Here is a 23,644-nt window from a genome sequence, read left to right as displayed (position 1 = left end):
CGATCAACTGCTTGTAACTCATGGTAACTACTCTTGTTTTTTGGCGATTACAGAGTACCACCAACAGGCAGTTGATCTCTCCTCACCGATTAACCATGAGTGGTGCACTTATTATCTGAATTCGGGGGCGTTTTATTCGTCTTATTTTTAAAACTTGGATTATTAACTGTTCAAAACGCTCTCTATGACAACTCAAATCCGGTATTTATGATGGTAACAAGGTAAAAACTAACAAAATATTTTTATATATATTATTGTGGACACTATATAAAGGAAGTTAAGGGACGGTGCTCAGAGCCACTTTAAATCGATTATCTTCTATGTACGTGGACAAAATCTTATTATATTCACCACTTCCTTGGATTTGGGCAAGACCAAGGTTGAAGCGCTTAATGATCTGGTCGGCATTGGGGTGCAACATGCTCACGCCTATATGAAGCGGCCAGTAAATAAGCGCAGGGTGATACGCTTGTAGTTGATTGTATTCAAGCTTTTTTGAGCGTTCATATTCAAACGCAAGATAATCTGCAATGGCAACTTCAGCTCTTCCTTTATTCACTAGTTCCAAGCAAGTATGTAAATTAAGTACATCGATTATGTCTAATTCATCAATACTATCGAGTAATACGTGATAACCATACCCTCGAACAGTCGCTACACTTCGATAACGCAAGCTTTCAAGCCCCTGATAGTCTATTGAGTTGGTCTTTTTACTGACTAGTACCAGTTCATTGTAAAAGTAAGGCGCGCTAAATAAGAAGCTTTTACGCCTTTCTTCGGTTGTCCAAAGCGCCACGACTAAATCTATTTGTCTATCTTCAACCATCATCACAATCCGGCTAAATGGTGCGGTTTTTATTTCAAATTCAATTCCTTGTGCTCGAAAGGCTGCCGACACAATATCATTGATAAGACCCTTGCCGTTTTCTTCGATATAGGGTGGCCACGCATTATGCCCACCTGTCAGCTTAGTTATTTTTGGCTGTGCTTGTATTGAAGTTAATGTGAATAAAAAAACAAGGTAGATGAGTCGTATTCTCATAAGTACACCTGCCACCAGCTGCTTACTCATAGTTTAGACTAATAAAATACATTTACTGAGTTGACTGTACGTAGCGCACTTTTCTTCGCGTATGAGTTCTTCATGACATAAGCTCTAAAATTAATTGTTAGAGCTTGCCAAAGTTCTTTGTTATCTTACTTTTACAAGATCGCCACAGAGAAATGTAGATGGAATTTACAATCACTAGAATTCAAACCCCAATAGGGATATTCAGATTAAAAGGTTTTATGCTAGTGACTGCAGCGATCAGTTTCTCTCATGCTGAATTTATGGGTTCGGATGGTTGGGTTGAAATTGACCTTGAATCTGATTGTGGGCGCTCAATTTTAAGCAGAATCGAGGCCGATGTTATCTTACATTTACGGAGTTAATTGTATGAAATACATGAAGATAAGTGTTATTTTGACTAGTCGTGATAATTTATAGGAATGGGTTGGAATATAAAGACTAACACAGACACCCACTGCAACTTCATCTGTACAACCTTGGGACCTGTGACTTCCCTTCAGCTTTCTAACTACACTTTGTACTTATATTGAGCGTGGAGTGTGTTTCCTTAGATTGGTGACTTCTTCATTGATATTATAATTTATCGCTGATAGGTTGTTAAAGCTACAAAATAAATTTAGCTGAAGCTTTGTTTTTCAATTATGGATAAGTGGGTAATCAAGAGTTAACGCTTATTTACTGTTATAGCGCTAAGGAAAGAATATGCGAAAGCTGGTAAGTTCTGGTTCTCATCTAGAGGAACCAATTGGGTTCTCTCGCGCGTGTCGTATAGGTCGAAACATAGCCGTAGCTGGCACCGCTCCGATAGCCAATGGTAAAACGGTATTTATTGGAAACGTGTATGAACAAACGAAATATTGTTTGAAGGTTTCGCTCAAAGCGATTGAAGAAGCTGGTGGCAGCATTGAAGATGTCATTCGCACTAGGATAATGCTCACTAATATCAAAGAGTGGGAACAAGCAGCTAAAGCCCATGGAGAGCTATTTTCGACTCAGCGTCCTGCTTGTACGTTTGTCGAGGTTAAAGGTTTCATTGATCCTGAGTGGCTGGTAGAAACTGAAATTGATGCAGTGGTATCTGAGACCCTGTAACACAACCAACATTCCCACCTAGAACTACCAACACGCAACGTGGATAGCTAAAGCGTCCATTTTCTACCTTTGCAGTAAAAGGGCTCGTTTATAGAGCCCTCTTCAATATCACTAGTCTCTTACTCGCTCAAGTATTATGCAGCTACTTGTCCTTTATGGATCAACCTTTCACACAGTGCTTGCCATTCGTTGGTTTGTTTTTTGCCTTCAATTCTGCGACCAAACAATGTTAATACCGTCTCACGATTGGCATCGAAAAACTCTATTGAAGTCACCACAGTGTCCCCATTATCCGTTGGTTTTCTAACCACAAATGCACGTGTTAGCTCATCAGCTTTTATGTGCAGGTTAAAATCAGGGTCTAGCACGTTATACCAAGAGCCAACTTGTTTGAGGTTGTCGACTTTGCCAGAAAAAATCTGCACCGCACCTTGATTACCTACGAATACCATGATCTCTTGCTTGAATGTTTTTGCCTGTTGAAAAATATCTTCAAGTGCAAAATTCTGAAGCTCAAAACTCCACGGCGAGCCTACCAATTCCAGTGCTTGTAAGCGCTCAAGTTGATGCAACGCTAGCAATTTTGGAAAGTGGTGTACATCTTCAAGTTCACCCCATTGCGTTCTAAAGTTGTCTAGCTGCGATGTGCTCGGTGATGTTAATTCAACCTCTGCTGACTCAAAAGGTACAACGGTCAATGGGCGCGATGATGTCGATTGATAGCGTGCTTTTATATTTACTAGCTCATTAAAATCTGAATCCGCAGTCGTATACACTTTGTGTACTGCACACCCATGCTTATCAAAAAACTGGAAGCTTGTGTGGCGCTCAGTTTCAACTAAAAAGGCACTTTGCCAGCGATATAAAAATAGCCTTAAGTCAATGCCTCCGGGATTAATAGCAATGCCACTTAATTTCCCGTTATTCTCTGAGACATATAGCTTTTCATACACTCCTTTGATCTCATTGACTACCGAGCCATTGCGGGTCAATGCCATGACCTTGCCTAACTTTTTTAAGCTTTTGAGAATCTCAGGCAACTGCGCCTCATCTAAGCGCGTTATTGACGCTGTTACCGGTTCATCAAGCTGAGCATATAACAGTTCGGCCTCACTCACCCCCAATTGCATTGCAGCATCAACTGGCCGAAGCCTTGGCTCACCCACAAGTAACGTTTTATAGTCTTGAATAAGTTGGTTCATGATCTCTCCTTAAAAGCGCCAGCTGATCTGGGTTTTAATGTTACGGCCAAAGCCATAGTCACCAATGCCACCACCTGTACCAGCCATAAGTTTGTATTCTTTGTTAAAGACATTATCAATGGCTACTCTTAGGTTAAAAGCACTATTAATGTCCCAACTTGCATACAAGTCAGTCAGGGTGTAACTCTTTTGGGCTTGTGTAGCATATTGCCGGGTTGCTCTGTCCATCACTTGTACATCGCGCGAGCCACGTCGCACTATTTGCGCGCCAACCTGTAGTGAGTTATCAAACAGTGATGTACCTAAATCCAGAGCGATTTTATCAGCTGGTAAATACCAAAGTGGTTCGTTATTTTGATCTTCGCCATCAATATCACTATAGGTAAAGTTGCTGTAAAAACGTGGCGTTGCAAAATTCACTTCTAACTCAACACCATCTCTGTCGTTGCTTGCCCTATTGGCATAACGCGGCGCAGGTACAGGGTTTATTACGTTACTGGTGACTGATGTGATCTCATCATCCACCGAGATATCAAAGTAAATAAAACGTGCGGTTAATGTGTCGTTGTCTGTAAGTATGTTATTTGCCTGATAAGTCACACCCACTTCAGTGTTGTTACTATATTCTACGTCCAACTCTAAGCCTGGCTGCCTGCCTCCATATTGGTCATACAACTCGTCAATTAGAGGAGCTCGAAAACCTTCTTGGCGGTTTGCAAATACAGCCCATTGTGGCGTCAATTGATAGTTTACGCTAAGCGCTCCTGCCCAGTCGCTGTGTGTCAATTTAGTATCCAGTGTTGAAAAAGCTTGTTGAAATTTAGCAGTTGGCGAGGTGCTGTAACGCTCATAACGAAGCCCTGCAATCACGGTAAGTTGCTGCCAATTAAATTCATCCTGAATATACACACCAGAGCGTTTTTGTGTGCCTCCAGGTTGTGATGTCATCTCAGCAGTAGTTGGAGTAGTGCCGTATTGCTCACAAGCATACGTCTCATAATTAATTTTTAGACAGGGTAATGCAGTCTTTTCTCCAATTCTTTCTTTATCGGTATACTGCACCCCGTAAGTTACGGTATGTGACCCTAAGACACTGGTATTCATTACATCTAAGGTGGTGATATTGTATTCGTAGTTTGACTCAATACCGATATAGTCTTTTAACATCCCTACCCCATCAGATTCGGTAACCTCACTGCTGGTGAAACCAACTTTGGCACTCAAATCAATTAAGGTATTGTTAGCGGGGTTATATTCATAGCTGAGGTTAGCAACTGACTGTTCAACTTCACGATATACTGTGCCCCATGCGCCGGGATCTGTGGTATTGAACTCAGTTCTTTGGTCATCTTTAGTTTGTGTATAACTTGCGCCTATAATCGCATCATCGCTAAGAAAGTATTCCCCTTTGAGCAATACAGAGCTATTTTCAATCGCAGAGTTTTCTAGCGTTTCATCATTGGAAAGTTCCCAATCATCACTCTCTCGCTTGACTATTGCGCCAAGAATATCCAATGAGTCATTGGGCCTTGCGAAAGCTACAACTGAACCATTTTTTTGTTCATTATTGCTGTCATAGCCTAGTTTTACTTTGGCTCCCGCAGATTCGCCATCTTGCAAAAAGTCAGCTGCATCTTTTAACTCAAATTGCACAACACCACCAAGCGCTCCGCCACCATGCAGTACTGTACTAGTACCGCGCTTAATGCTAATGGAGCGATAGAGATCAGGATCTGTAAATAAGCTTCCCATGCGATACTTTTCAAAAGTCTGCAACATACCATCGATGGTAACCATTACATCCTCTGCATCACTAAAACCACGGATATTAAATTTATGACCCGTCGATCTTGGCCCACCATTCGCTGAAACGTTTGCAATGGTGTCTAGGGTATCAAACACATTACTGTCCAGCTTACGCTCAATCTGCTCTGAAGAAATAACATTCACTGCCTGCGCAGACTGTAAAGCTGTTTTTTGTGTACGAGTGGCAGTTACCGTAACTGCATCAAGATCGGTTTTTATTACTTCGGATGATTGAGTAGCAGAAGAAGCTGCTTGCACCCAGGTGGCAGAAGTTGCAAGCGCGATGAAAAGAGTTAATTTAGATAAACGCATAAGAATACTCCAAGTGTCGTTATTGGTATTCATACTTCAGCTCTGCCCCTGTTTGTCCCTAATGCCCATAGAATAAATACAGGCTTTCCTCAGTGAAGTATGATTTTCGCGGCGCAATATAACACACGCAAACCTAAATAGTAATTATTTTTATTCGCCTTTAACAATTAGATTTGCAACTTGGATATTTAATTCGCTTAGTTTTGCAAATAACGACACCAAGGCTTCACTCGGTACATGTTTATCTACCGCAATAAAAATAGTTTCGGAACTATCTAGATGCGCGAGCGCTTGCACTAAAGTATGCTCAGCGCTAAAGGGTTGTTCATCAATGGCGTAACTCACCTCATCATTGCTAAGCAATAGGCTCACAACCTTGGGGGTTTGCTTCAATTCAACTTCAGCTTGTTCGCCGACACTGGGTAAGTTCACCTCAAGTACATTTAATTTCACCGCCACACTGAGTAGTAAGAACACAAGTACGATAAATAACACATCTAGCAACGCAGTTAGATCGGCGCCAAGATGCTGGGCTTTCGGAGCTGGTAATTCAAGCATGTGCTTCACCCGTCGACAAAAGTTGGGCGTTCATACACAGTGTTAATTCACTTTGAAACCGATCTACTACAGCTTGCAATACCCCATAAACGAGTAAACATGGCATTGCGATAGCCAATCCAGCCATTGTCGAGTACATGGCTTCCCACAGTCCGTCAGCCAAGAGTGCAGGTGTTACCGCTTGCTGGGTTTTAGCTATTGTTTTAAACATCAATACTAATCCCCATACGGTACCAAACAATCCCATCAGCGGGCTCAAAGTGCCAATAATACTTAACATCGCTAAGCGCTTTCGCCATTCAAACACATACTCTTGCAAGCATAATGCGGCACGTTGTTGATCCCTGAAAGTCTGTTTATTTTGCTTAATATTACGCACCTTTTTCCATGCCTGGCAGAGCACCCAGCAGCGCTCAATGATGATTGCAAACGCAATAATTGATAAACAAAGAAACGGCCATTGCATCGGCCCAAGTTGAGAAAACCACGACTGCATTGTTTTATACTCACTTTAAGATAGAGAAAATTTAATGGGTACGGTAAATAAGGCCTTTACCGCACTACCGTTATGAATAACTGGATGAAACTGCCACTGCTCGACATTTTGCCGAGCAGCGGTGTCTAAACTTTGGTATCCACTGCTTTTGATTAACGTTAAATTGGTGATCCTTCCTTCTTGATTCAGTTCAATCTCAAAAATACTAACACCTTCAAGACCGCGACGCTTTGCCCTAAGCGGATAACTCAAAGTGGGCCTTGGCGCTTTAAATAACGGCAACTTACTGAGTCGAACTGGGGTATTGTCATTGTTACTGATTTCGCTCGGTCGCTGGGCTGTCGCAAGTTGTTGGGTCGTTTGCTTGGGCGCGTCCATAGGAGCTGCCACAGGTTTTACGGGTTCAATCTGTTCTGTTTTATTAGCAACTTGTATTTCTTCTGGTGCTGTAGTTTTGACTGGTTCTTCCTGCACTTGCGGTACCGCCGCCGTTTCTGGTTTTATTTCAGCCTTACTGTCTTGGCTTTTTTTTAGTGCATGAGTAACGCCCTTAAACTGAGATGATACTGGCTGAGACACAGCCTTAGACGCTGTTACTGGTGTTGGAGAAGAAAACGAAAGCACTAAAGGTGCAGTTACTTTACTTACCTCATGGGCGCTGGCACCTGCGCTCCACTGCGGCTCCACACTAGCTGGCGATATCCACCACAAACCATGTAAAAATATGGACACTGCAATACAGAGAATAAATTTCATATTGATAAAAGCAAATGATAACTGTTACTATTCGCAATAAATATAACAAGTTTGGATTTGTAATGAAAGCTAAAATTACAGCACTATTGACCTTTGGATTACTTACCTGTGCCACATTGCTGCAGCCAGTCTTTGCTGATGAAAGTGACCAAAAGATTGTCGTTTCTGGCGGCTCTATCACTGAGATTATCTATGCGCTTGGCGAGCAAAAGCGCATTGTAGGTGTAGATAGCACAAGTGTATTCCCAGCTGTTGCCACCCAAAAACCACAAATAGGTTATGTAAGAAAAATTAATGTCGAGGGAATTTTGTCACTTAATCCAGATCTCCTCCTTGGCGAAGCCGATACAGGCCCAGACAAAGTGTTACAACAACTCCAAGATACTGGATTACAGACACACATTTTTAGTGAGAATGACAATCTCTCAGGTGTGGAGGCAAAAATAGCCAAAGTTGCACAGCTGCTAGCTGTTGAACAAAAAGGCCAAGCGCTTATTGACTATATTCAAGCTGATAGAAAAGCACTGATACACGTGCTTGAGCAAGTCGACCACAAACCAAAAGTGTTATTTGTATTAAGTCTTCGCAGTGGTCAGCCAATTGTTGCTGGAGCGGGAAACTCAGCACATGAGGTGATCACCGCAGCAGGAGGGATCAATGTTGCAGCCACACATTTTGAGGGTTGGAAGCCGTTAGCAACTGAGTCAGCTATCGCGATGAACCCTGATGTGATTATTAGTATGGGGCGTCATGGCGATCAAAAAGCAACGGATTTAAGCCAAGTGCCTCACTTTAAGTTCTCAAATGCAGTAAAAAGCAACCGAGTTTTATTAATCGATGGAACATACTTACTTGGTATGGGTCCACGTACACCTCAAGCTGTGGTCGAGCTGGCAACATTACTCCACCCTAACACCACTTTGCCAAATGATTACCGATTCCGAGCTGCTCAGTCAGCACCAGTAAATGAGTCACTATAATGCTAGCACTAGAGCAATCTTTGATCCCCGCAGATGTCGCTAGAAAATGGATGATTGCAGGACTTACTGTTGGCTGTGTTTTGGTTAGTGTCATTGGCTTGACAGTAGGTGGAGTAGACATCAGCTATGAGCGCCTAATCGCTATTCTTTTTTCGAGTCATGAAGATACCCTAGAACAAGCGGTGATCTGGCAGATCCGTATGCCAAGGCTCGTACTTGCTGTTATTGTTGGAGCAGGGCTTGGTGCTTGTGGCGCTGCAATGCAGGCTATTTTCAGAAACCCTCTTGCCGATCCGGGTTTAATCGGCATTTCAAGTGGTGCCGCACTTGGTGCAATTAGTACTATCGTGCTTGGAAGCTCATTACTTAGTGACTTTACCGCTTACTACGGAATTTATGCCGTGCCAATTGGTGCCTTTTTAGGCTGCCTTTGTGTGTGTAGCATCATCTACCGGTTATCTAGTCAAGGCAATCGCTTTACGATTGTTAGCCTCTTGTTAGCGGGAATAGCCGTTAATGCGATTGTCGGCGCTGTAATAGGTATTTTAACCTTAATTAGCTCAGATCAGCAGTTACGTGATCTCACCTTTTGGAGCATGGGGTCGCTTGCTGGAAACAGCTTTCAGATGATCATTCCTTCGCTGTGTTTGATGCTGGCATGTTGTTTTGGCTTCAGCCGTTTAGCGCAGCCTCTCAACTTGTACTTATTAGGTGAGCAACAAGCCAAGCATTTGGGAGTAGATGTCGTTAGTCTAAAAAAGAAAGTGTTCGCCTTTACCGCTTTGTGTACAGGTGCCGCAGTGGCGCTAACTGGTATAATTGGCTTTGTCGGCTTTATCGTGCCACATATAGTACGCTTGTTAATCGGCCCTGATCATCGATATTTATTGCCCGCTTCAATGCTTGGTGGTGCCATCTTATTATGTTTAGCCGATTTGCTTGCGCGTACTCTCATTCTTCCCTCTGAATTACCAATAGGCCTTATTACCAGTGCACTGGGTGGCCCATTTTTTCTCATTATGCTGGTTAAAACATATCGTTTGAAGGAGCTGTAAAATGTTAATTGCCAACAAAGTTAGTGTACAAGTAGGGAAAAAATCACTGCTCAGTGGTATCGACTTTGCTATTCGCCCCGGTGAAGTTGCAGTTGTCCTCGGCCCAAATGGCGCAGGAAAGTCAACCCTGCTAAAAGCGCTATGTGGCGATATAACCTTGAGCGAAGGCACTATCACCTACCACCAGCAAAGGTTGCACGACATAGACAGCTTGTCACTTTCACATCTGCGAGCAGTGCTTACACAGCAGTATGATTGTGAGTTTCCATTTAGTGTACAAGAAATTGTAGATATGGCTCACTATGTCCATCAAGAGAGTCATACTGTGGATTCATTGCGCCGCTACTCTAAAAAAGCGATGCAAATTTTATCTGTTGAGCACTTAGCACAGCGCAGCTTTACTCGACTTTCAGGGGGAGAAAAGCAGCGGGTACAATTTGCCCGGGTACTTTGCCAGCTACTGCCAAATTTAGACGCAAAAAAACCATGCTATTTGATGATTGATGAACCGACAGCCAGTCTGGATTTATACCACCAATATCAAGTCATGAAGCTAGCACAAAGCATTGCAAAACAAGGCGCAGGTGTAATAGCTGTAGTCCATGATCTGGCACTTGCAGCCAGTTTTGCCGATACCGTATATCTGCTAGAAAAAGGAAAACTTGTTGCATCGGGAGCACCTGCACACGTGTTGAATAAAGCGCAGCTTCGCAAAACCTATGGGATCGAAGCACAATTAACTCAATCCGAGACATTTTTGCCGACGCTAGGTGTTTCTAGGGAGTTTGACCTCAATACCGCACTGTAATGAGCATTTGAGCAGGCTGGTCAACACCGGCCTGCTCCTCATGTTTATAGCTTGTGCTGGGCTAAAAAATGAGTCAAAGGTAAAAACAGAGGCTGCGGCAACGCATCCAATGCAAACCACCGCCAATGCTTACATTTATCTGGCTCTTTTACCTGTGCATGGTGATCATCACACGTCGCTTTCACAAACAAAGTCACATAATGCTTTTGCTCTTGCGCAAAAAAGTCATTGGTAAAGCCGAGTTTTTCTACGGTAACTACGTTCAAGCCTGTTTCTTCAAGCACTTCTCTTTTGGCACATGTTTCAATGGTTTCCCCATACTCCAAATGCCCACCAGGGGTAGCCCATGTATTGGCACCATGTGCGCCTATGCGCTCACCAAGTAAGATTTTATCTTTATACATGATGATTACACCAACTCCAACGCGTACTGCTTGCTCCATTTCTTTTCCTTATGCCAATTCGCTTAATACTTGCTCAATGTTAAGGCCAGTTAACCTCAACTGTGACATTCTATACTATTACCACACAGTCCATACGTTATTTTTGAAACGCAAACCTGACGATAACAACACGACATTGGCACTGTGCTAATTCACATCTACGTTCTTATTTCTCCCTAACGCTTGTGAAAACGAGTATTTTATCCCAAAAATAAGGCTTAGCTTGGTTAAAATGGCATTACATGCGACAGCATAAATCTTGCTAGTTTCGGCGCTTACCATTGACCCAAGTTTGCTCGACTTTCGTTGCTTTGATTTCTTCTGCAGTCAACTCGAACAAGTTATTTTGCAATATAATAAAGTCAGCTTGCTTTCCGGCTTCTAAGCTACCCACTATATCATCTTGGCGCATCGCGTATGCCGCGTTAATCGTATATGCCGCAATAGCTTGTGCTAAAGAAATAGCTTCAGGTTGACGACTTATCGCATTCGCAATCCCAACAAATGGGTTCAATGTACTGACATTCCAGTCACTGCTGAGTGTCAGCATTGCACCATGATCGAGTAAGCCCTTGATAGGGACTAGGCTGCCAGCGCGCTTTCGCCCCAGTAGAGGCTGCATTTCCTGCCAGTGCGAGGGCTGTGCAAATTCACCTGCTACTTGCGCATCAGCTATCACACCTAACTCAGCAAACTTTTTGTAGTCACTGGGGTCAATAACCTCAACATGAGTAAGACGATGTCGAGCTTTACCATTAGATGCTGTACTGATTGCGTTTAGTGCCTCATGTACTCCTCTATCACCAATGGCATGAATATTAAAATCGAAGCCGCTCGGCTCTAACGCCTTTAAATACTTTTCTAATCGCGCTTGTGTAAAATAATTCAAGCCACGATTTTCACTCCGCGCTAACAAATCAATATGATATGGCGCTTTCATAGCCGCGGTGGTATTAATCAAAATACCATCCATATAAAATTTAATCTGATCTATTTTCAGCATGCTGTCTGGTGTGACGTTATACATTGACTTAAGTGCTCGTATTTGACGCTCATCATTCGCCTGTGGATAAGCCCAAAGCCCTAGACTGACTCGTACTTGTAACGCACCATCAGCTTGTAACTGCTGCCACGTATCAAGCTGACCGCGCTGCCAATACACACGAGCATGATGCCGTCGCGCAAGCAAGAACGGTTGCTGCGAATGCTTCGGTACCCTATGGCTATAACTTTATAAGTAGTGCTAGCCCAAATATATCCAACACATTATGGACAAGCATTGCTGCGCATAGAAGCCAGATATATTACTTTTGTAATGCTCGAACACCACATATTGCTTGGGTTAACTTAGCGAACTTTAAGTTTGAAACACCCGTGAGCGCCTTTACGTTAATACATCAAGCTCCTACGGGTAATTTTGTTAATAGTAGCCGTAATGGCAAACTCAATAAGCATTTTGAAGCAGCAGTTGATCCATTTAAAAAATAGAACACGTCAGTAAAATGTAGTGATCTATTTTGAAGTGGGACACCCCATCGGTAAACAGTGCTTGATTGGCACTTCTACTGTGTCGCCCCACAGGATGTGGGGTTTGGTGATTTTATAGGTGCACAACGCCTTTATCGCCTGAGTCACATAGAGTCATCTATGCTACGCAGGCTCCACCTTGTATAAATACCAATTAAATTGCTGCAAAAAACAAACTTAAAAGATCAACGGGCTCTAATAATTGAGTGCCATATTAAAAGCCATGACCAATAGCAAAACTGCAAACACTTTTTTAATGGTCGTAACAGGAAGGTGATGAGTCGCTTTTGCGCCAAGCGGTGCAGTAAACCAAGAGGTGCATACAATGCCTGCCAATGCGGGTAAATACACAAACCCAGCAAAGCCATCCGCAAAAGTGAAGTTGGCACTTCCCGCGCTAATGTAGCCAATAGATCCAAAAAGCGCGATAACAATGCCACACGCCGAGGCGCAGCCAATGGCTTTTTTCATATCAAGAGAAAAATATGTGAGTAATGGTACCAACAGTGCTCCCCCACCAATTCCTATCATGGCCGATAAGCCACCTGTGATACTTGTAAGTAAGGTGAGGATTGCTTTGTTTGGAAGCTGTCTATCAGGCACTTTTGTGTTTTTACTACTTTGCAGCATCTTGAACGCAATAAGTGCCACGCTCAGCGCAAATACAGCCCGTACTGCGCTTTCTGGTAGTAATGCGGCCAAAAACCCGCTGATCAGTGCACCTAATGCAACACCAGCCATTATCCAAGGCGCAACTCCCCATGGCACATTACCATTTTTATGATGCGCAATTGCAGATGAGGTCGATGTAAAAAGAATAGAAGCCAGCGAAGTGGCAACGGCAGCTACAACCACTTGCTCTGCGGGTAGCACTTCAAAATACAATAAAATACCACTTAATATTGGGACGATGACTAATCCGCCACCAATCCCCAACAATCCAGCTAAAAATCCCACTCCACTTCCTAACAGAGCGCAAAATACAAACAATAACAGTAACTCACTCATTCCATTTATCTCTTTTAGTTAAACCGTAACACTCAGGTTTGTTCCCTAAGTGCGGCGAGTATATCAATATGATGCACTGTTATTGGTGATTTTACTGAAGATAAGTATTGAAGATTACTCATGTTTTACATGAGTTAATTGCAACTCAGACGCTTAGACACCTAAACACCCAGACATCCCATTGGATTTTATGTGAAATCGCTCAAATTTATGAGTAACGCTTGGGAAAAATTGCATCAATTGGGCATGCTTATGAATCAGACTCATGTTTTATGTGAAATAAAACCGTTTTTCTTCATGCTCTGATCCACGTATAAATTTTACATCACTCAACGCTCGGCACCGTCTCAGTACCTCGTGCAACGCTCTGTATTTTAACCAGGTGCTGTCAAGGTTATTCGTCGAGCAAGCCCGTATAAACAATGGATAGCGATTATGAATAACGAGTTTACTTTTACCATCAAAAAAATTTGCCTAGATGAGAACTATCACCCGTCTAACAGCACACGACTCACGACTAATTTTGCCAACTTAGCAAGAGGTGAGAGCCGTAAGCAAAATTTACGTAACGCGTTAAAAATGATTGATAGCCGCTTTAACGCACTTGCACAGTGGGATAATCCAACTGGCGACCGTTACTCTGTGGAGCTAGAGATTGTGTCTGTTGATATTGACGTTGCGGGCAGTGGTGAAACCTTCCCGTCGATTGAGGTGCTTAAGACTTATATTATTGACCACAAAACGAACCAACGAGTTGAAGGTATTGTCGGCAATAACTTTTCTTCTTATGTGCGCGATTATGACTTCAGTGTATTACTACTTGACCACAACAAAGATCGCCCTCAGTTCAGCATACCTGATAATTTTGGCGACCTTCATGGCAAGCTCTTTAAATATTTTGTCGACTCTGACAGCTACAAAACACATTTTAATAAGCCACCTGTAATTTGCTTGAGTGTGTCTGATAACAAAACATACCACCGTACAGAAAATCAGCATCCAGTACTTGGCTATGAATATCACCCAAATGAATCTTCCTTAACAGAGCAATACTTTAAAAAGATGGGCCTACAAGTACGCTACTTCATGCCACCAAATAGTGTTGCCCCATTTGCTTTTTACTTCTTTGGCGATTTATTAAATGATTACACAAACCTTGAGCTGATCAGTACCATCAGTACCATGGAAACGTTCCAGAAAATCTATCGACCTGAGATTTATAACGCCAATGCGGTGGCTGGGAAACACTATAAACCAAACCTAAAAAATCAAGATCACTCTATTACCCAAGTTGTCTATGACCGTGAAGAGCGCAGCCGACTGGCAATTGAGCAGGGTCGCTTTGCGCAGGAATATTTTATCAAACCTTACCAAAGCTTACTTGAGCAGTGGTCAGCAAATTACGCTGTGTAATACCCGTTGTCTTAATACTGAATAAATTTGACGCTAACTACGTTTGAAAATTCCTATTTATAACAGCTAACTAAGTCACTTAATTAAGATAATTGGTATTCTCATCGAGAAAATGGAAAAATTGACTATGAAAACATTACTACCGACCTCCACAGCGGGGAGCCTACCCAAGCCTGCTTGGCTTGCTCAACCAGAAACACTATGGTCGCCTTGGAAATTAGCCGGTGACGAACTGATTGACGGCAAGCACGATGCGTTACGTATTGCTTTGCAAGAACAGCAGCTTGCAGGCATTGATATTGTGAGTGATGGCGAGCAAACCCGCCAACATTTTGTGACCACCTTTATAGAGCATCTAAGTGGTGTAGATTTTGAGCATCGTCAAACCGTAAAGATTCGTGACCGCTACGATGCTAGTGTCCCAACGGTGGTAGGACCCGTAACCCGTCAAAAGCCAGTTTTTGTCGAAGACGCAAAGCTGTTACGTAGTCAAACCGATAAGCCTATAAAATGGGCATTACCTGGGCCGATGACAATGGTAGATACTTTGTACGATGCGCATTATCAAAGTCGTGAAAAGCTTGCATGGGAATTTGCCAAAACTTTAAACCAAGAAGCCAAAGAGCTTGAAGCCGCAGGGGTTGATATTATTCAATTCGATGAGCCTGCATTCAATGTGTTTTTTGACGAGGTTAACGACTGGGGAATTGCAGCGTTAGAGCGAGCAATAGAGGGATTGCAGTGTGAGACTGCCGTTCATATTTGCTATGGCTATGGGATCAAAGCCAATACGGATTGGAAAAAGACGTTAGGCTCAGAGTGGCGCCAGTACGAAGAAGCATTTCCAAAACTACAAAAATCTAATATCGACATCATTTCATTGGAGTGCCATAACTCTCATGTCCCCATCGATTTGTTAGCCTTGATCCGTGGGAAGAAAGTAATGGTTGGTGCCATTGATGTTGCAACCAACACCATTGAAACGCCAGAAGAAGTTGCCGCCACACTGAGAAAAGCGCTTGAGTTTGTTGATGCTGACAAACTATACCCTTGTACAAACTGCGGCATGGCACCGCTATCTCGGGAAGTCGCAAGAGGTAAGCTAGCAGCATTGAGCGCTGGGGCTGAACTCGTACGCCAGGAATTGCTAGCGAAAAAGTCAGCTTAAGATGTAACGTTGATCATCGCGCCAACGATAAGATAAATTCAAGCTTATGTGCCGCCGTCAAGGAATGATTGTGGCGCAACTTATACCACTACAGAACAACTATCTGTGCTCATTCTCCGTGTGAACCAACATACTTACAATAGCGCTACACCACATAAAGCAAAGATTGTTAGCTCACCCTTACCGCCACTTTGGCTGGTAAACGCTAGGCAGTCAGTAGAAACGCGATCGCAAATGCGAGCACAAATGAAGCCATCATGGCTTTTTTATTCATCACTTTGGTAGTTACCTTATTAGGTTGCTTCTCATGACCAGCTTTTACATGACAGCTTGGACGCTCAACTTGATGGTTGTCAGCAATGGCTATTTCTTTAATTTGGATACCGAAGGTCGCACATAGAGATTTAACCGACTCAGGAGAAGCACTGCCTGTCTTTTCTATTCGCTGAATTGTTCTTAAGCTAATTCCACTCACGGCAGCTAAATGTGCTTGGCTCCAAGCTTTGGACTCTCTCAGTTGTTTTATTTTTGCATTATCTAATTTCATATCCATAATTACTTTCTCCGGTACAAAGCGATATTAACTATTATCGGGAGAAATCCTTGTGTTAGTGATGTCATTTATGCGACAGCTTTACGTCATCATTATGCCAATAGCAGACTAACACAGAGATCATAGTAAAACGAACGGTTGGACAGTCATGTTTAGAACAATAAATTTGTTTATTTCTTCTTCAGTCTGTTTACCTCGTAAGTTCGTTTTTACAGCAGCTTAATTGTTATACAGAGCCTAGTCTCTCACAGCCACATGAATTGATAGCGCAGCAGCTCGCTTAAATTACTCCTCAAGATTTAGTCACTACCATTGCTATTACCGTTAACACGTCGAGTTTTTATTTCATTCTATCGAGTATTGAGTGACATAAGGTTTTAGCTGCATAACTATATATTCTTTATAAAAACTAAATTACAGGTGGCGATATGCCTTTTGGATTAAAACAGACGCTTATTTGCACTTTACTGGCTAGCGCTGCATTACCAACAGTCGCGCAGACTGAAGTAGGATTACAGGCTAAAGACATTTTTGAACTGGAATATGCCAGCGACCCACAAATATCACCTGACGGAACAAAAGTGGTATACGTGCGTAACAGCAACGACGTGATGAAAGACGCTAAGCGCCAAAACTTATGGCTAGTGGACACCAAATCAGGCGCTCAGTCACCGCTATTTTCCGATGAACATAATTATAGCCAGCCTAGCTGGTCGCCTGACGGTACTAAATTAGCGTTTGTCAGCAACCTATCTGGCAGCACTCAAATCCATGTCCATTACGTTGCACAAAACCGCACAGCACTGCTAACGCAACTGCAATCGGGAATAAGTGGGTTAACTTGGTCACCTGACGGAAAGTGGCTAGCTTTTAGCCAAAAAGTTGCAGAAAAACCTGCTGTCATTGCTAAAATGCCAGAAAAGCCAAAAGGTGCAAAGTGGTCAGATCCAGCTATTGTCATTGATAAAGCTTATTATCAAGCTGACGGTAAAGGTTTAATAAAACCTGGGTATCGCCATATTTTTGTACTTCCAAGCGAAGGCGGTACACCGCGTCAACTAACCTCAGGAAGCTATCATCACGGTGGAAAGCTGGCTTGGCGAGCAGACTCTAAAGCAATTGTGTTTTCGGCAAACCGCATCGCAGACTGGGAATATAAGCGTCTAGAAGGTGACCTATTCGAAGTTGATTTTAAGCGTAACATCACGCAGCTTACCTCGGATCCTGGTCGTGAATATGCCCCTAGCTTTTCCAAAAATGGTAAACAGTTGGCTTATCTCAGTACATCAAACGAGTTAAACCCTTACCGTAATAGTAAGCTTAACATCATGAATTGGGGGGACAAAACCTCCAATATGATTGCGAAGGACTTTGACCGCTCAATACAAGCTCCAAGATGGATCAGCAGAGACAGGCTTGTTTTTAGTTATGATGACCATGGCAAGCGAAAGCTCGCGAGCATCAACACGAAAGGTAAAATTAGCGACATCACAGATACAGTGTCTGGTACAACGCTGGGTCGCCCGTATTTGAGTGGTGAATTTAGTGCGAATTTCAGTGGTAATATTGCATTTACGCAAGGTTCCAGTGAGCGTCCTGCGGATGTTGCCGTCACCACAAGAAAGGGTAAAGTAACACGGTTAACAAATTTAAATAAGGATCTGCTGGCACACACAACCCTTGGTAAAGTGCATGAAATCACTTATAAATCATCATTCGATGGAGAACAAATTCAAGGCTGGTACATCACGCCTCCCAATTTTGACCCGCAAAAGCAATACCCTTTGCTGCTAGAGATCCACGGTGGTCCGCATTTAGCTTATGGCCCTCATTTTTCCGCAGAATTACAGCGTTACGCTGCACAAGGGTATGTCGTATTTTACGACAACCACAGAGGCAGTAGCTCTTACGGCGAGCGTTTTGCTATGCTGCTAAAATACAAATACAGCTCAAAAGAAGATTTTGCCGATCATAACTCTGGCGTTGATGCCATGATTGCAAAAGGCTTTATTGACAAAGACAACCTGTTTATTGCTGGTGGCTCTGCTGGCGGTATCGCAACAGCGTACGCGATAGGTCTAACTAACCGCTTTAACGCAGCAGTTGTAGTCAAACCTGTGATCAACTGGCTCAGTAAAGTGCTTAGTGCTGACAGTGGCCTGGGCCAGATCCCCACGCAATTTCCGGGTATGCCGTGGGAACATGTAGACCATTATTGGCAACGCTCACCACTTTCGCTCGTTGGCAATGTAACCACCCCTACTATGCTAATGACTGGTGAAGAAGATTTACGTACACCAATGGCTGAAACTGAGCAATTCTATCAAGCACTTAAGCTACGTAAAGTCGACTCTGTCATGGTGAAAATTCCAGGGGCACCGCATGGAATAGCCGGTCGTCCTTCTCGGATGATCAGTAAGATTGAACACACCTTAGCTTGGTTTGAAAAATACAAAAAGTAAGTGACCTGAGGTTTACACAAGTATTGAAGCAAACAGGCATTACCACCAATCGCTGGCCAGTTCAGCTTTTGGTGGTTATTTCAATTTACTTAATTAGCTGTTCCACGATGAGGCAAGAATGCCAGTCGACATAAGCAAAGCAAAAGTGTTGCTATTTAGTTGTAGTAAATAAGAAACCTTTAACGTTACAAACGCCTCAATACTCCCTCAAATAGTTCAACTATTTAAGACAAAGTAGGATTAAACCCTAAACTGAATTTTACCAATAGCTTCAACTGGGCATAAGAGCCCCTATGGTATATATTTGATTTAGTGTTTACACCTCGATCGTAATCGTTGAAAAGACAAAGCCTAGCAATAAGAAATAATTGCTTCACAAATAATGTTTTAAGTAGGAAGTCGATAAGCCTTTTATAACATAACTGAAAGATGGCGGCTTGGTTTTAGCGTCACAATATCGCTGGCAACTTAGCCTCATGGGTACGAATATTTTTTGTGCTGACACGCAAGTCTCAAGTGCAATATTCAAACGCGCTAATTTATGCTCTCCAAGGCTTAAAACATTAGACAGACTCTCTACGTACTGTTTTTCGGCAATAGGAATTTAAGTGCTGGGGCCTAAATGTTCTCGAGAGAGCACCGTTAAAGACCTCTCCCCCTAACATGCTGGTATAAATTGGATTAAGTTGAGCAAATGAATAAAAGACGAGCACAGTACTACATCTTCACGATATTTTCTCTTTGGTTCGGGTCAACTTTTTCTTGCAATGCAACTGCTGTTAATCGTGTCGACCAAATTCAAGTTGTTACAGAGCCGCTGCCCCCATATCAGATTGTAAAAGAGGGAGAAGTGCAAGGGTTAGTGGCAGAAAAAGTCAGAAAGCTTCTACGCGAGTTGGGAAGCGACTCTCATACACGAGCAATGCCTTGGGCTAGGGCATATAAAACAGCCTTGACCGAGCCTGGAACTCTCATTTTTTCTATGGTGCGTACCCCAGCAAGAGAGGAGTTATTTCATTGGCTTGGTGTACTAGTTAGTACTAAGACTTATCTCATTGCTCTGAAAAAAAGAGACAACATAAAGCTAAATGACCTAGAAGGGCTCATTAATTATAAAACAGGCGTAAAGCGTGATGATGTGGTATTTCACTATTTATCGAAGAAAGACGTTCTCAGTAAAGCGATACTTCTACCAGATACAATCACAACGGTTAAAATGTTACTGAGAGGTCGAGTGGATATCATTGCAGCCTCACCCATTCATTTAGATTATATGTGCTCACAAATAGGGTGCAAAAGCAGTGATTTTCAATTCTTGTTGGAATTAGATGAACTCAGTAGCGACTTCTATCTTGCAGCAAATAAACATATGTCACCAGAGCTTGTAGACTTAATTACAAATAAACTCAAAAAGTTAGCTAATTAGTCTGAGCATGACCTAGGTCATTGGTTCATGGAACTCCCCTCAAAAGGTCTGCCAATTCCACAAGCATACCCATTTTTGCTGTTTCGCTTGAGCACAAAAATAAGTGAATAATGAATCTTCTTTCGCCATCTAGGGTCAAATTTAAAGTAAAAGTATAGAATAACCACATATCCGACCAGCCCAGACATTTTGCATTAACTAATTGATAATTGGGAACAATAAAGCAAAAAGGAATAATTTTTCCTCAAACCAAATTATTTTAATTATATTTTTCCACTTTTCACTATATTTTGCCTTTGATAAGCTACGCGTTTTAGCCTATTTGCACCTATCCAGTTACAAAATTTAACAAGGTAATCTATGAAAAGAACACGTGCGGCGATGCTTATCGCGAGCTTGACTACAATTCCAACCGTATCTGCTATCGAGCTATATAAAGATGAGCAAAACAGCGTCACTGTCGGTGGCTTTATCGATGCTAGGATTATTCATACACAAGGCGAAAGTGAACTGGTAAATGGCGCATCACGCATTAACTTTGATTTCAAACGCCAGTTAAAAAATAACTGGCAAGCTTTTGCGCTTCTGGAATGGGGAGTTAATCCTGTAGGAAGTAGTGATATTGTTTATAACAACCGTTTTGAATCTATACAAGACGAGTTCTTATACAATAGGTTAGGCTATGTGGGCGTTAAGCATGAAGATTATGGTCAAATCACTTTGGGTAAACAATGGGGTGCTTGGTACGACGTAGTCTATAGCACAAACTATAGCTTAGTGTGGGATGGCAATGCAGCTGGTGTTTATACATACAACAAAGATGATGGTGCTATAAATGGTACTGGCCGTGGTGATAAAGTACTACAATACCGTAACAGCTATGGTAAATTCAGTTTCGCTGTTCAAGCGCAATTAAAGTCTGATGACTTTTATACCTGTGACGTCGTGGATATTTCACTTAACGAATGTGAAGCTTTGTTTAACCAGGGTAATAATGCAGCACAAAAGGTAGAGTTTAACTCGACCTATGGAGCAGCTCTCACTTACTCGGCAACTGAGAATTTAATGCTCACAGCGGGTATTAACCGAGGCGAATTTGATATTGTCTATGCCGGTGGCAGAAACCAGTCAGTTGAAGATTTAATTTATGGCGTTGGGATCACCTACGGTAACTTTTCTCAACCCGGCTGGTACGGTGCGGCAAATATCAACAAGAATGAAAATCACGATACTGACAATTTAGGACGTTTAATCAAAGATGCGGTTGGAGTGGAGTCGTTAATTAGTTATCGTTTTGACAATGACATCCGTGCTTTTATTGCATACAACGTGTTTGATGCCGGTGATGACTACGTCATTCAACCTAATTTTAATGCTGATCCAAACGATGTGTTTAAGCGTCAATTTGCGGTACTTGGTATGCACTATCTAATGAGTGAGGACACCATTTTATACATAGAAGCACGTAAAGATTTTAGTGACTTCTCAAGTACAAATGCAGCGCAAGAAGCGCAAATGTCGCAAACCGAAGACGATGGTATTGCCATTGGCTTTCATTACAGTTTGTAATTTCACCTGAGATTTTTGTTCATCAAACAAATGTGGGTAGGGGTTTAATTTAAAGCCTCTACCCACTATCTACCGAATTAGCTCATGTAACTACGGCTCAAAGCCACAACGGAATACGCGAGTTGTGCGCTGCTCGGTACGACAGTTTGTTTCAACCGTACGTGTATGTTCCGTTGTGTATGAACTTTCTGACAATAAGTTCAACCAACCGGTATAATTTGCCTGCCCCATAGACTGACCACCCCATGAATTGTTATACCAATAGGTCACTGACTCAGTCTTATAGTTAGTAGCAGGACAAGTTGATATTGCATGCTGTGTGTCCCAGACAAATTTTGTTGGTGACAAATAGCTATTAGGTTGCTCCCATAAGTGACCAAGATGCAGAACCCCATTATAGTTACATGTTTTATGTGTCACAGTATAGGTTTCTTGCCTTGTGTCACATACACGAACATTTCTTACTACCTCTTCCCAGTATCCACCTGTTGGGCACTCATCGCGGTAAGCTTCAGCAGAACCTGCGATTATAGTCATCGCAGCGGCTGTGATTGTGTATATTGATTTCATATTTTTCCTTAATTGTTTTTATTTTATATAATCAGATATAATTTCTGACTTAATGTTTTAAGTTGATCAAATTTAAAAAGATAAAATCAACCAGCCTAAAATAGGGTAGAGAGGTATACATTTAAAATAGTTTTAACTTAATCGAACATATAATTTATCAAGCATATTGCATTACATCCCCAGTTTTGCACGTTGCTCTTCGGTAAACAGATCTTTTAATTCGTTTAGTTTTTCATAGTTAATTGAAATGTAGTTCGTACCATATGGACTACCAACGTTACCAACTCCAATTTCACCTAACGAATAAAGCTCTTTTGACAACCTAGTAACCTCTTGTTTCTGAAAGTCATCAAGCTCTACACTGCCCAAAGTTTGCTGGAGCGTACGTTGCCTTTGTTCCATAGCAATCTTTGCTTGTTGGTGCTCAAACTCGATATATTTATTTAGCTGTTCTTCAGAAAGTAGCTCTTGAAGTGCTTCAGTATATTCGTGAGCATTTTCAGTTAACTGCGCATTAACTTGTGCTTTGGGTAGCTGTTCACCCTCGCTTGCTCCTTGCCATGCAAGGTAATCTTTTTGCGCTTTTTCTTGCAACAGTTGCTCAAGCTGAGTGCTTACCGACTCATCAAGCGCTAGTTGATGTGAGAGGTTGCGAGACACTGGTAATACACTATGGTTCGCTATTGCATTAAAAATATCTTTTTGATTTGTTTGATTTTGCTGTTGTGAATTGTCGAATGGATTAGCCGCACTAGCTTCTTCTTTATCATTGATATGTTGCACAGTCGCAGTACTTGAAGAAATACCAACATCCAGAGCATCACTTTTTAACAAAGTGTGAACCTGACTTTTTAGCGTATTAATTTGGGCTTTTAAATTTGCATTTTCATTTAACAACTGGTCTAACTGACTATTAGTACTGTCGTTATTCATTTCAGAATGAGTAGCGGTTTCAGCGGGGTTATGGCCAAATTGAGTTCCTGACATGGATAGTGCGACATAACCCACCACCAGACCACATATAAAAAATAGCACTTTTTCTTTCATAGCGTCTTATTATTATTGTTTATTATCACATGCGCTACATTTAACACCGCAGCACCTACAAAGAAGCAAATAAATCACTTTCTTAACTTATTATTATCATAAAAGGTACGTATTGCAAACGCTGTTACACATCAAACACAAATTGTGATTTTCAATATAGACATCGTAATTAATCATCAACAAATAAAAAGTTATCGCGAATTCAACTCCGAAGTGCACCACTCGCTAAATTAAGCTGCTTTACGTACTTTGCGTAATTTATTGAATACAACAGCAGGCTGTTTATACCCTAAACACTTTCTCGGTCTGGCATTTAATGCC

General features: G+C 42.0%; 21 protein-coding genes and 1 pseudogene. 10 read left to right on the top strand and 12 right to left on the bottom strand.

From position 1 onward, the window contains the following. Positions 1-277: 277 nt before the first annotated feature. Complete coding sequence (locus tag F9Y84_RS20730; protein ID WP_167508283.1) at positions 278-1,042, bottom strand: substrate-binding periplasmic protein; 765 nt, start codon at positions 1,040-1,042, stop codon at positions 278-280. 732 nt (positions 1,043-1,774) lie between these two features. Between F9Y84_RS20730 and F9Y84_RS20725 the strand changes: the two genes are divergently transcribed. Then, complete coding sequence (locus F9Y84_RS20725; RefSeq protein WP_147390410.1) at positions 1,775-2,164, top strand: RidA family protein; 390 nt, start codon at positions 1,775-1,777, stop codon at positions 2,162-2,164. Between the two features lie 134 nt (positions 2,165-2,298). Here F9Y84_RS20725 and F9Y84_RS20720 read toward each other — a convergent pair whose 3' ends face one another. The 5 genes from F9Y84_RS20720 to F9Y84_RS20700 all read right to left on the bottom strand — a co-directional run bounded on the left by F9Y84_RS20720 (position 2,299) and on the right by F9Y84_RS20700 (position 7,294). Beyond that, positions 2,299-3,366, bottom strand: a complete 1,068-nt coding sequence (locus F9Y84_RS20720) for a hemin-degrading factor (RefSeq protein WP_147390409.1) — start codon at positions 3,364-3,366, stop codon at positions 2,299-2,301. 9 nt (positions 3,367-3,375) lie between these two features. Beyond that, positions 3,376-5,484, bottom strand: a complete 2,109-nt coding sequence (locus F9Y84_RS20715) for a TonB-dependent receptor domain-containing protein (RefSeq protein ID WP_147390408.1) — start codon at positions 5,482-5,484, stop codon at positions 3,376-3,378. Positions 5,485-5,634: 150 nt separating this feature from the next. Then, on the bottom strand, positions 5,635-6,042 hold the full coding sequence (locus F9Y84_RS20710; protein WP_147390407.1) for a biopolymer transporter ExbD: 408 nt from the start codon (positions 6,040-6,042) through the stop codon (positions 5,635-5,637). Continuing rightward, the gene (locus F9Y84_RS20705; RefSeq protein ID WP_147390406.1) at positions 6,035-6,538 is read right to left on the bottom strand and encodes a MotA/TolQ/ExbB proton channel family protein; all 504 of its coding nucleotides are present in this window, start codon (positions 6,536-6,538) and stop codon (positions 6,035-6,037) included. Before F9Y84_RS20705 ends, F9Y84_RS20710 begins: the two co-directional genes overlap by 8 nt. A 15-nt stretch (positions 6,539-6,553) precedes the next feature. After that, entirely contained in the window at positions 6,554-7,294 is a 741-nt protein-coding gene (locus F9Y84_RS20700; RefSeq protein WP_147390405.1) for an energy transducer TonB, read from the bottom strand. Positions 7,295-7,356: 62 nt separating this feature from the next. Between F9Y84_RS20700 and F9Y84_RS20695 the strand changes: the two genes are divergently transcribed. The 3 genes from F9Y84_RS20695 to F9Y84_RS20685 are packed head-to-tail and all read left to right on the top strand — an operon-like array spanning position 7,357 to position 10,137. Further along, entirely contained in the window at positions 7,357-8,274 is a 918-nt protein-coding gene (locus tag F9Y84_RS20695; RefSeq protein ID WP_147390404.1) for a heme/hemin ABC transporter substrate-binding protein, read from the top strand. Beyond that, a complete protein-coding gene (locus F9Y84_RS20690; RefSeq protein ID WP_147390403.1) occupies positions 8,274-9,329 on the top strand; it encodes a FecCD family ABC transporter permease in 1,056 nt (351 codons plus the stop codon). Before F9Y84_RS20695 ends, F9Y84_RS20690 begins: the two co-directional genes overlap by 1 nt. 1 nt (position 9,330) lies before the next feature. Continuing rightward, positions 9,331-10,137 (top strand): heme ABC transporter ATP-binding protein, encoded by an 807-nt coding sequence (locus tag F9Y84_RS20685; protein ID WP_147390402.1) that lies wholly within the window; start codon positions 9,331-9,333, stop codon positions 10,135-10,137. Between the two features lie 44 nt (positions 10,138-10,181). Here the strand turns inward: F9Y84_RS20685 and F9Y84_RS20680 are convergent, their stop codons facing one another. Together F9Y84_RS20680 and F9Y84_RS20675 are read right to left on the bottom strand one after the other, a co-directional pair. Further along, positions 10,182-10,580, bottom strand: coding sequence for a nucleotide triphosphate diphosphatase NUDT15 (locus F9Y84_RS20680; protein ID WP_147390401.1), 399 nt, complete (start codon positions 10,578-10,580; stop codon positions 10,182-10,184). Positions 10,581-10,842: 262 nt separating this feature from the next. After that, positions 10,843-11,742, bottom strand: coding sequence for an amidohydrolase (locus F9Y84_RS20675; RefSeq protein ID WP_244297315.1), 900 nt, complete (start codon positions 11,740-11,742; stop codon positions 10,843-10,845). Positions 11,743-11,753: 11 nt separating this feature from the next. Here F9Y84_RS20675 and F9Y84_RS20670 point away from each other — a divergent pair. After that, positions 11,754-12,068 (top strand): annotated as a pseudogene (locus F9Y84_RS20670) (linear amide C-N hydrolase); the annotation flags it as partial. A 234-nt stretch (positions 12,069-12,302) separates the two neighbouring features. Here F9Y84_RS20670 and F9Y84_RS20665 read toward each other — a convergent pair. Further along, positions 12,303-13,115, bottom strand: a complete 813-nt coding sequence (locus F9Y84_RS20665; protein WP_147390399.1) for a sulfite exporter TauE/SafE family protein — start codon at positions 13,113-13,115, stop codon at positions 12,303-12,305. A 435-nt stretch (positions 13,116-13,550) separates the two neighbouring features. Here F9Y84_RS20665 and F9Y84_RS20660 point away from each other — a divergent pair, with 435 nt between their 5' ends. Beyond that, on the top strand, positions 13,551-14,528 hold the full coding sequence (locus F9Y84_RS20660; RefSeq protein WP_128730666.1) for a DUF1852 domain-containing protein: 978 nt from the start codon (positions 13,551-13,553) through the stop codon (positions 14,526-14,528). 127 nt (positions 14,529-14,655) lie between these two features. After that, positions 14,656-15,696 carry a methionine synthase gene (locus F9Y84_RS20655; RefSeq protein WP_147390398.1) on the top strand — a complete coding sequence of 347 codons (1,041 nt, stop codon included), beginning with the start codon at positions 14,656-14,658 and terminating at the stop codon, positions 15,694-15,696. 205 nt (positions 15,697-15,901) lie between these two features. Here the strand turns inward: F9Y84_RS20655 and F9Y84_RS20650 are convergent, their stop codons facing one another. After that, positions 15,902-16,249, bottom strand: coding sequence for a helix-turn-helix transcriptional regulator (locus tag F9Y84_RS20650; RefSeq protein WP_147390397.1), 348 nt, complete (start codon positions 16,247-16,249; stop codon positions 15,902-15,904). Positions 16,250-16,677: 428 nt separating this feature from the next. Between F9Y84_RS20650 and F9Y84_RS20645 the strand changes: the two genes are divergently transcribed. The 3 genes from F9Y84_RS20645 (at position 16,678) to F9Y84_RS20635 (ending at position 21,706) form a co-directional block, all read left to right on the top strand. Then, complete coding sequence (locus F9Y84_RS20645; protein WP_147390396.1) at positions 16,678-18,711, top strand: S9 family peptidase; 2,034 nt, start codon at positions 16,678-16,680, stop codon at positions 18,709-18,711. A 694-nt stretch (positions 18,712-19,405) separates the two neighbouring features. Further along, on the top strand, positions 19,406-20,137 hold the full coding sequence (locus F9Y84_RS20640; protein ID WP_147390395.1) for a substrate-binding periplasmic protein: 732 nt from the start codon (positions 19,406-19,408) through the stop codon (positions 20,135-20,137). Positions 20,138-20,497: 360 nt separating this feature from the next. Beyond that, entirely contained in the window at positions 20,498-21,706 is a 1,209-nt protein-coding gene (locus F9Y84_RS20635; protein WP_147390394.1) for a porin, read from the top strand. Positions 21,707-21,796: 90 nt separating this feature from the next. Here the strand turns inward: F9Y84_RS20635 and F9Y84_RS20630 are convergent, their stop codons facing one another. Both F9Y84_RS20630 and F9Y84_RS20625 read right to left on the bottom strand, forming a co-directional pair. Next, positions 21,797-22,276, bottom strand: coding sequence for a hypothetical protein (locus F9Y84_RS20630; protein ID WP_147390393.1), 480 nt, complete (start codon positions 22,274-22,276; stop codon positions 21,797-21,799). Between the two features lie 171 nt (positions 22,277-22,447). Beyond that, positions 22,448-23,323 carry a hypothetical protein gene (locus F9Y84_RS20625; protein WP_147390392.1) on the bottom strand — a complete coding sequence of 292 codons (876 nt, stop codon included), beginning with the start codon at positions 23,321-23,323 and terminating at the stop codon, positions 22,448-22,450. Between the last annotated feature and the right edge of the window lie 321 nt (positions 23,324-23,644).

Source organism: Pseudoalteromonas peptidolytica (genome assembly GCF_012641745.1).
Taxonomy (GTDB): domain Bacteria; phylum Pseudomonadota; class Gammaproteobacteria; order Enterobacterales; family Alteromonadaceae; genus Pseudoalteromonas; species Pseudoalteromonas peptidolytica.
Note: the sequence above shows the minus strand (reverse complement) of the source record. Positions and strands in the feature narration are given on the sequence as shown.

Bases quoted from the DNA above. Each gene is read 5' to 3' on its own strand.
- F9Y84_RS20630 (WP_147390393.1), bottom strand. From the start codon at position 22,276: ATGAAATCAATATACACAATCACAGCCGCTGCGATGACTATAATCGCA.
- F9Y84_RS20645 (WP_147390396.1), top strand. From the start codon at position 16,678: ATGCCTTTTGGATTAAAACAGACGCTTATTTGCACTTTACTGGCTAGC.
- F9Y84_RS20680 (WP_147390401.1), bottom strand. From the start codon at position 10,580: ATGGAGCAAGCAGTACGCGTTGGAGTTGGTGTAATCATCATGTATAAA.
- F9Y84_RS20685 (WP_147390402.1), top strand. From the start codon at position 9,331: ATGTTAATTGCCAACAAAGTTAGTGTACAAGTAGGGAAAAAATCACTG.
- F9Y84_RS20650 (WP_147390397.1), bottom strand. From the start codon at position 16,249: ATGGATATGAAATTAGATAATGCAAAAATAAAACAACTGAGAGAGTCC.
- F9Y84_RS20640 (WP_147390395.1), top strand. From the start codon at position 19,406: ATGAATAAAAGACGAGCACAGTACTACATCTTCACGATATTTTCTCTT.
- F9Y84_RS20705 (WP_147390406.1), bottom strand. From the start codon at position 6,538: ATGCAGTCGTGGTTTTCTCAACTTGGGCCGATGCAATGGCCGTTTCTT.
- F9Y84_RS20730 (WP_167508283.1), bottom strand. From the start codon at position 1,042: ATGAGAATACGACTCATCTACCTTGTTTTTTTATTCACATTAACTTCA.
- F9Y84_RS20635 (WP_147390394.1), top strand. From the start codon at position 20,498: ATGAAAAGAACACGTGCGGCGATGCTTATCGCGAGCTTGACTACAATT.
- F9Y84_RS20660 (WP_128730666.1), top strand. From the start codon at position 13,551: ATGAATAACGAGTTTACTTTTACCATCAAAAAAATTTGCCTAGATGAG.
- F9Y84_RS20700 (WP_147390405.1), bottom strand. From the start codon at position 7,294: ATGAAATTTATTCTCTGTATTGCAGTGTCCATATTTTTACATGGTTTG.
- F9Y84_RS20690 (WP_147390403.1), top strand. From the start codon at position 8,274: ATGCTAGCACTAGAGCAATCTTTGATCCCCGCAGATGTCGCTAGAAAA.
- F9Y84_RS20715 (WP_147390408.1), bottom strand. From the start codon at position 5,484: ATGCGTTTATCTAAATTAACTCTTTTCATCGCGCTTGCAACTTCTGCC.
- F9Y84_RS20720 (WP_147390409.1), bottom strand. From the start codon at position 3,366: ATGAACCAACTTATTCAAGACTATAAAACGTTACTTGTGGGTGAGCCA.
- F9Y84_RS20655 (WP_147390398.1), top strand. From the start codon at position 14,656: ATGAAAACATTACTACCGACCTCCACAGCGGGGAGCCTACCCAAGCCT.
- F9Y84_RS20625 (WP_147390392.1), bottom strand. From the start codon at position 23,323: ATGAAAGAAAAAGTGCTATTTTTTATATGTGGTCTGGTGGTGGGTTAT.
- F9Y84_RS20695 (WP_147390404.1), top strand. From the start codon at position 7,357: ATGAAAGCTAAAATTACAGCACTATTGACCTTTGGATTACTTACCTGT.
- F9Y84_RS20665 (WP_147390399.1), bottom strand. From the start codon at position 13,115: ATGAGTGAGTTACTGTTATTGTTTGTATTTTGCGCTCTGTTAGGAAGT.
- F9Y84_RS20725 (WP_147390410.1), top strand. From the start codon at position 1,775: ATGCGAAAGCTGGTAAGTTCTGGTTCTCATCTAGAGGAACCAATTGGG.
- F9Y84_RS20710 (WP_147390407.1), bottom strand. From the start codon at position 6,042: ATGCTTGAATTACCAGCTCCGAAAGCCCAGCATCTTGGCGCCGATCTA.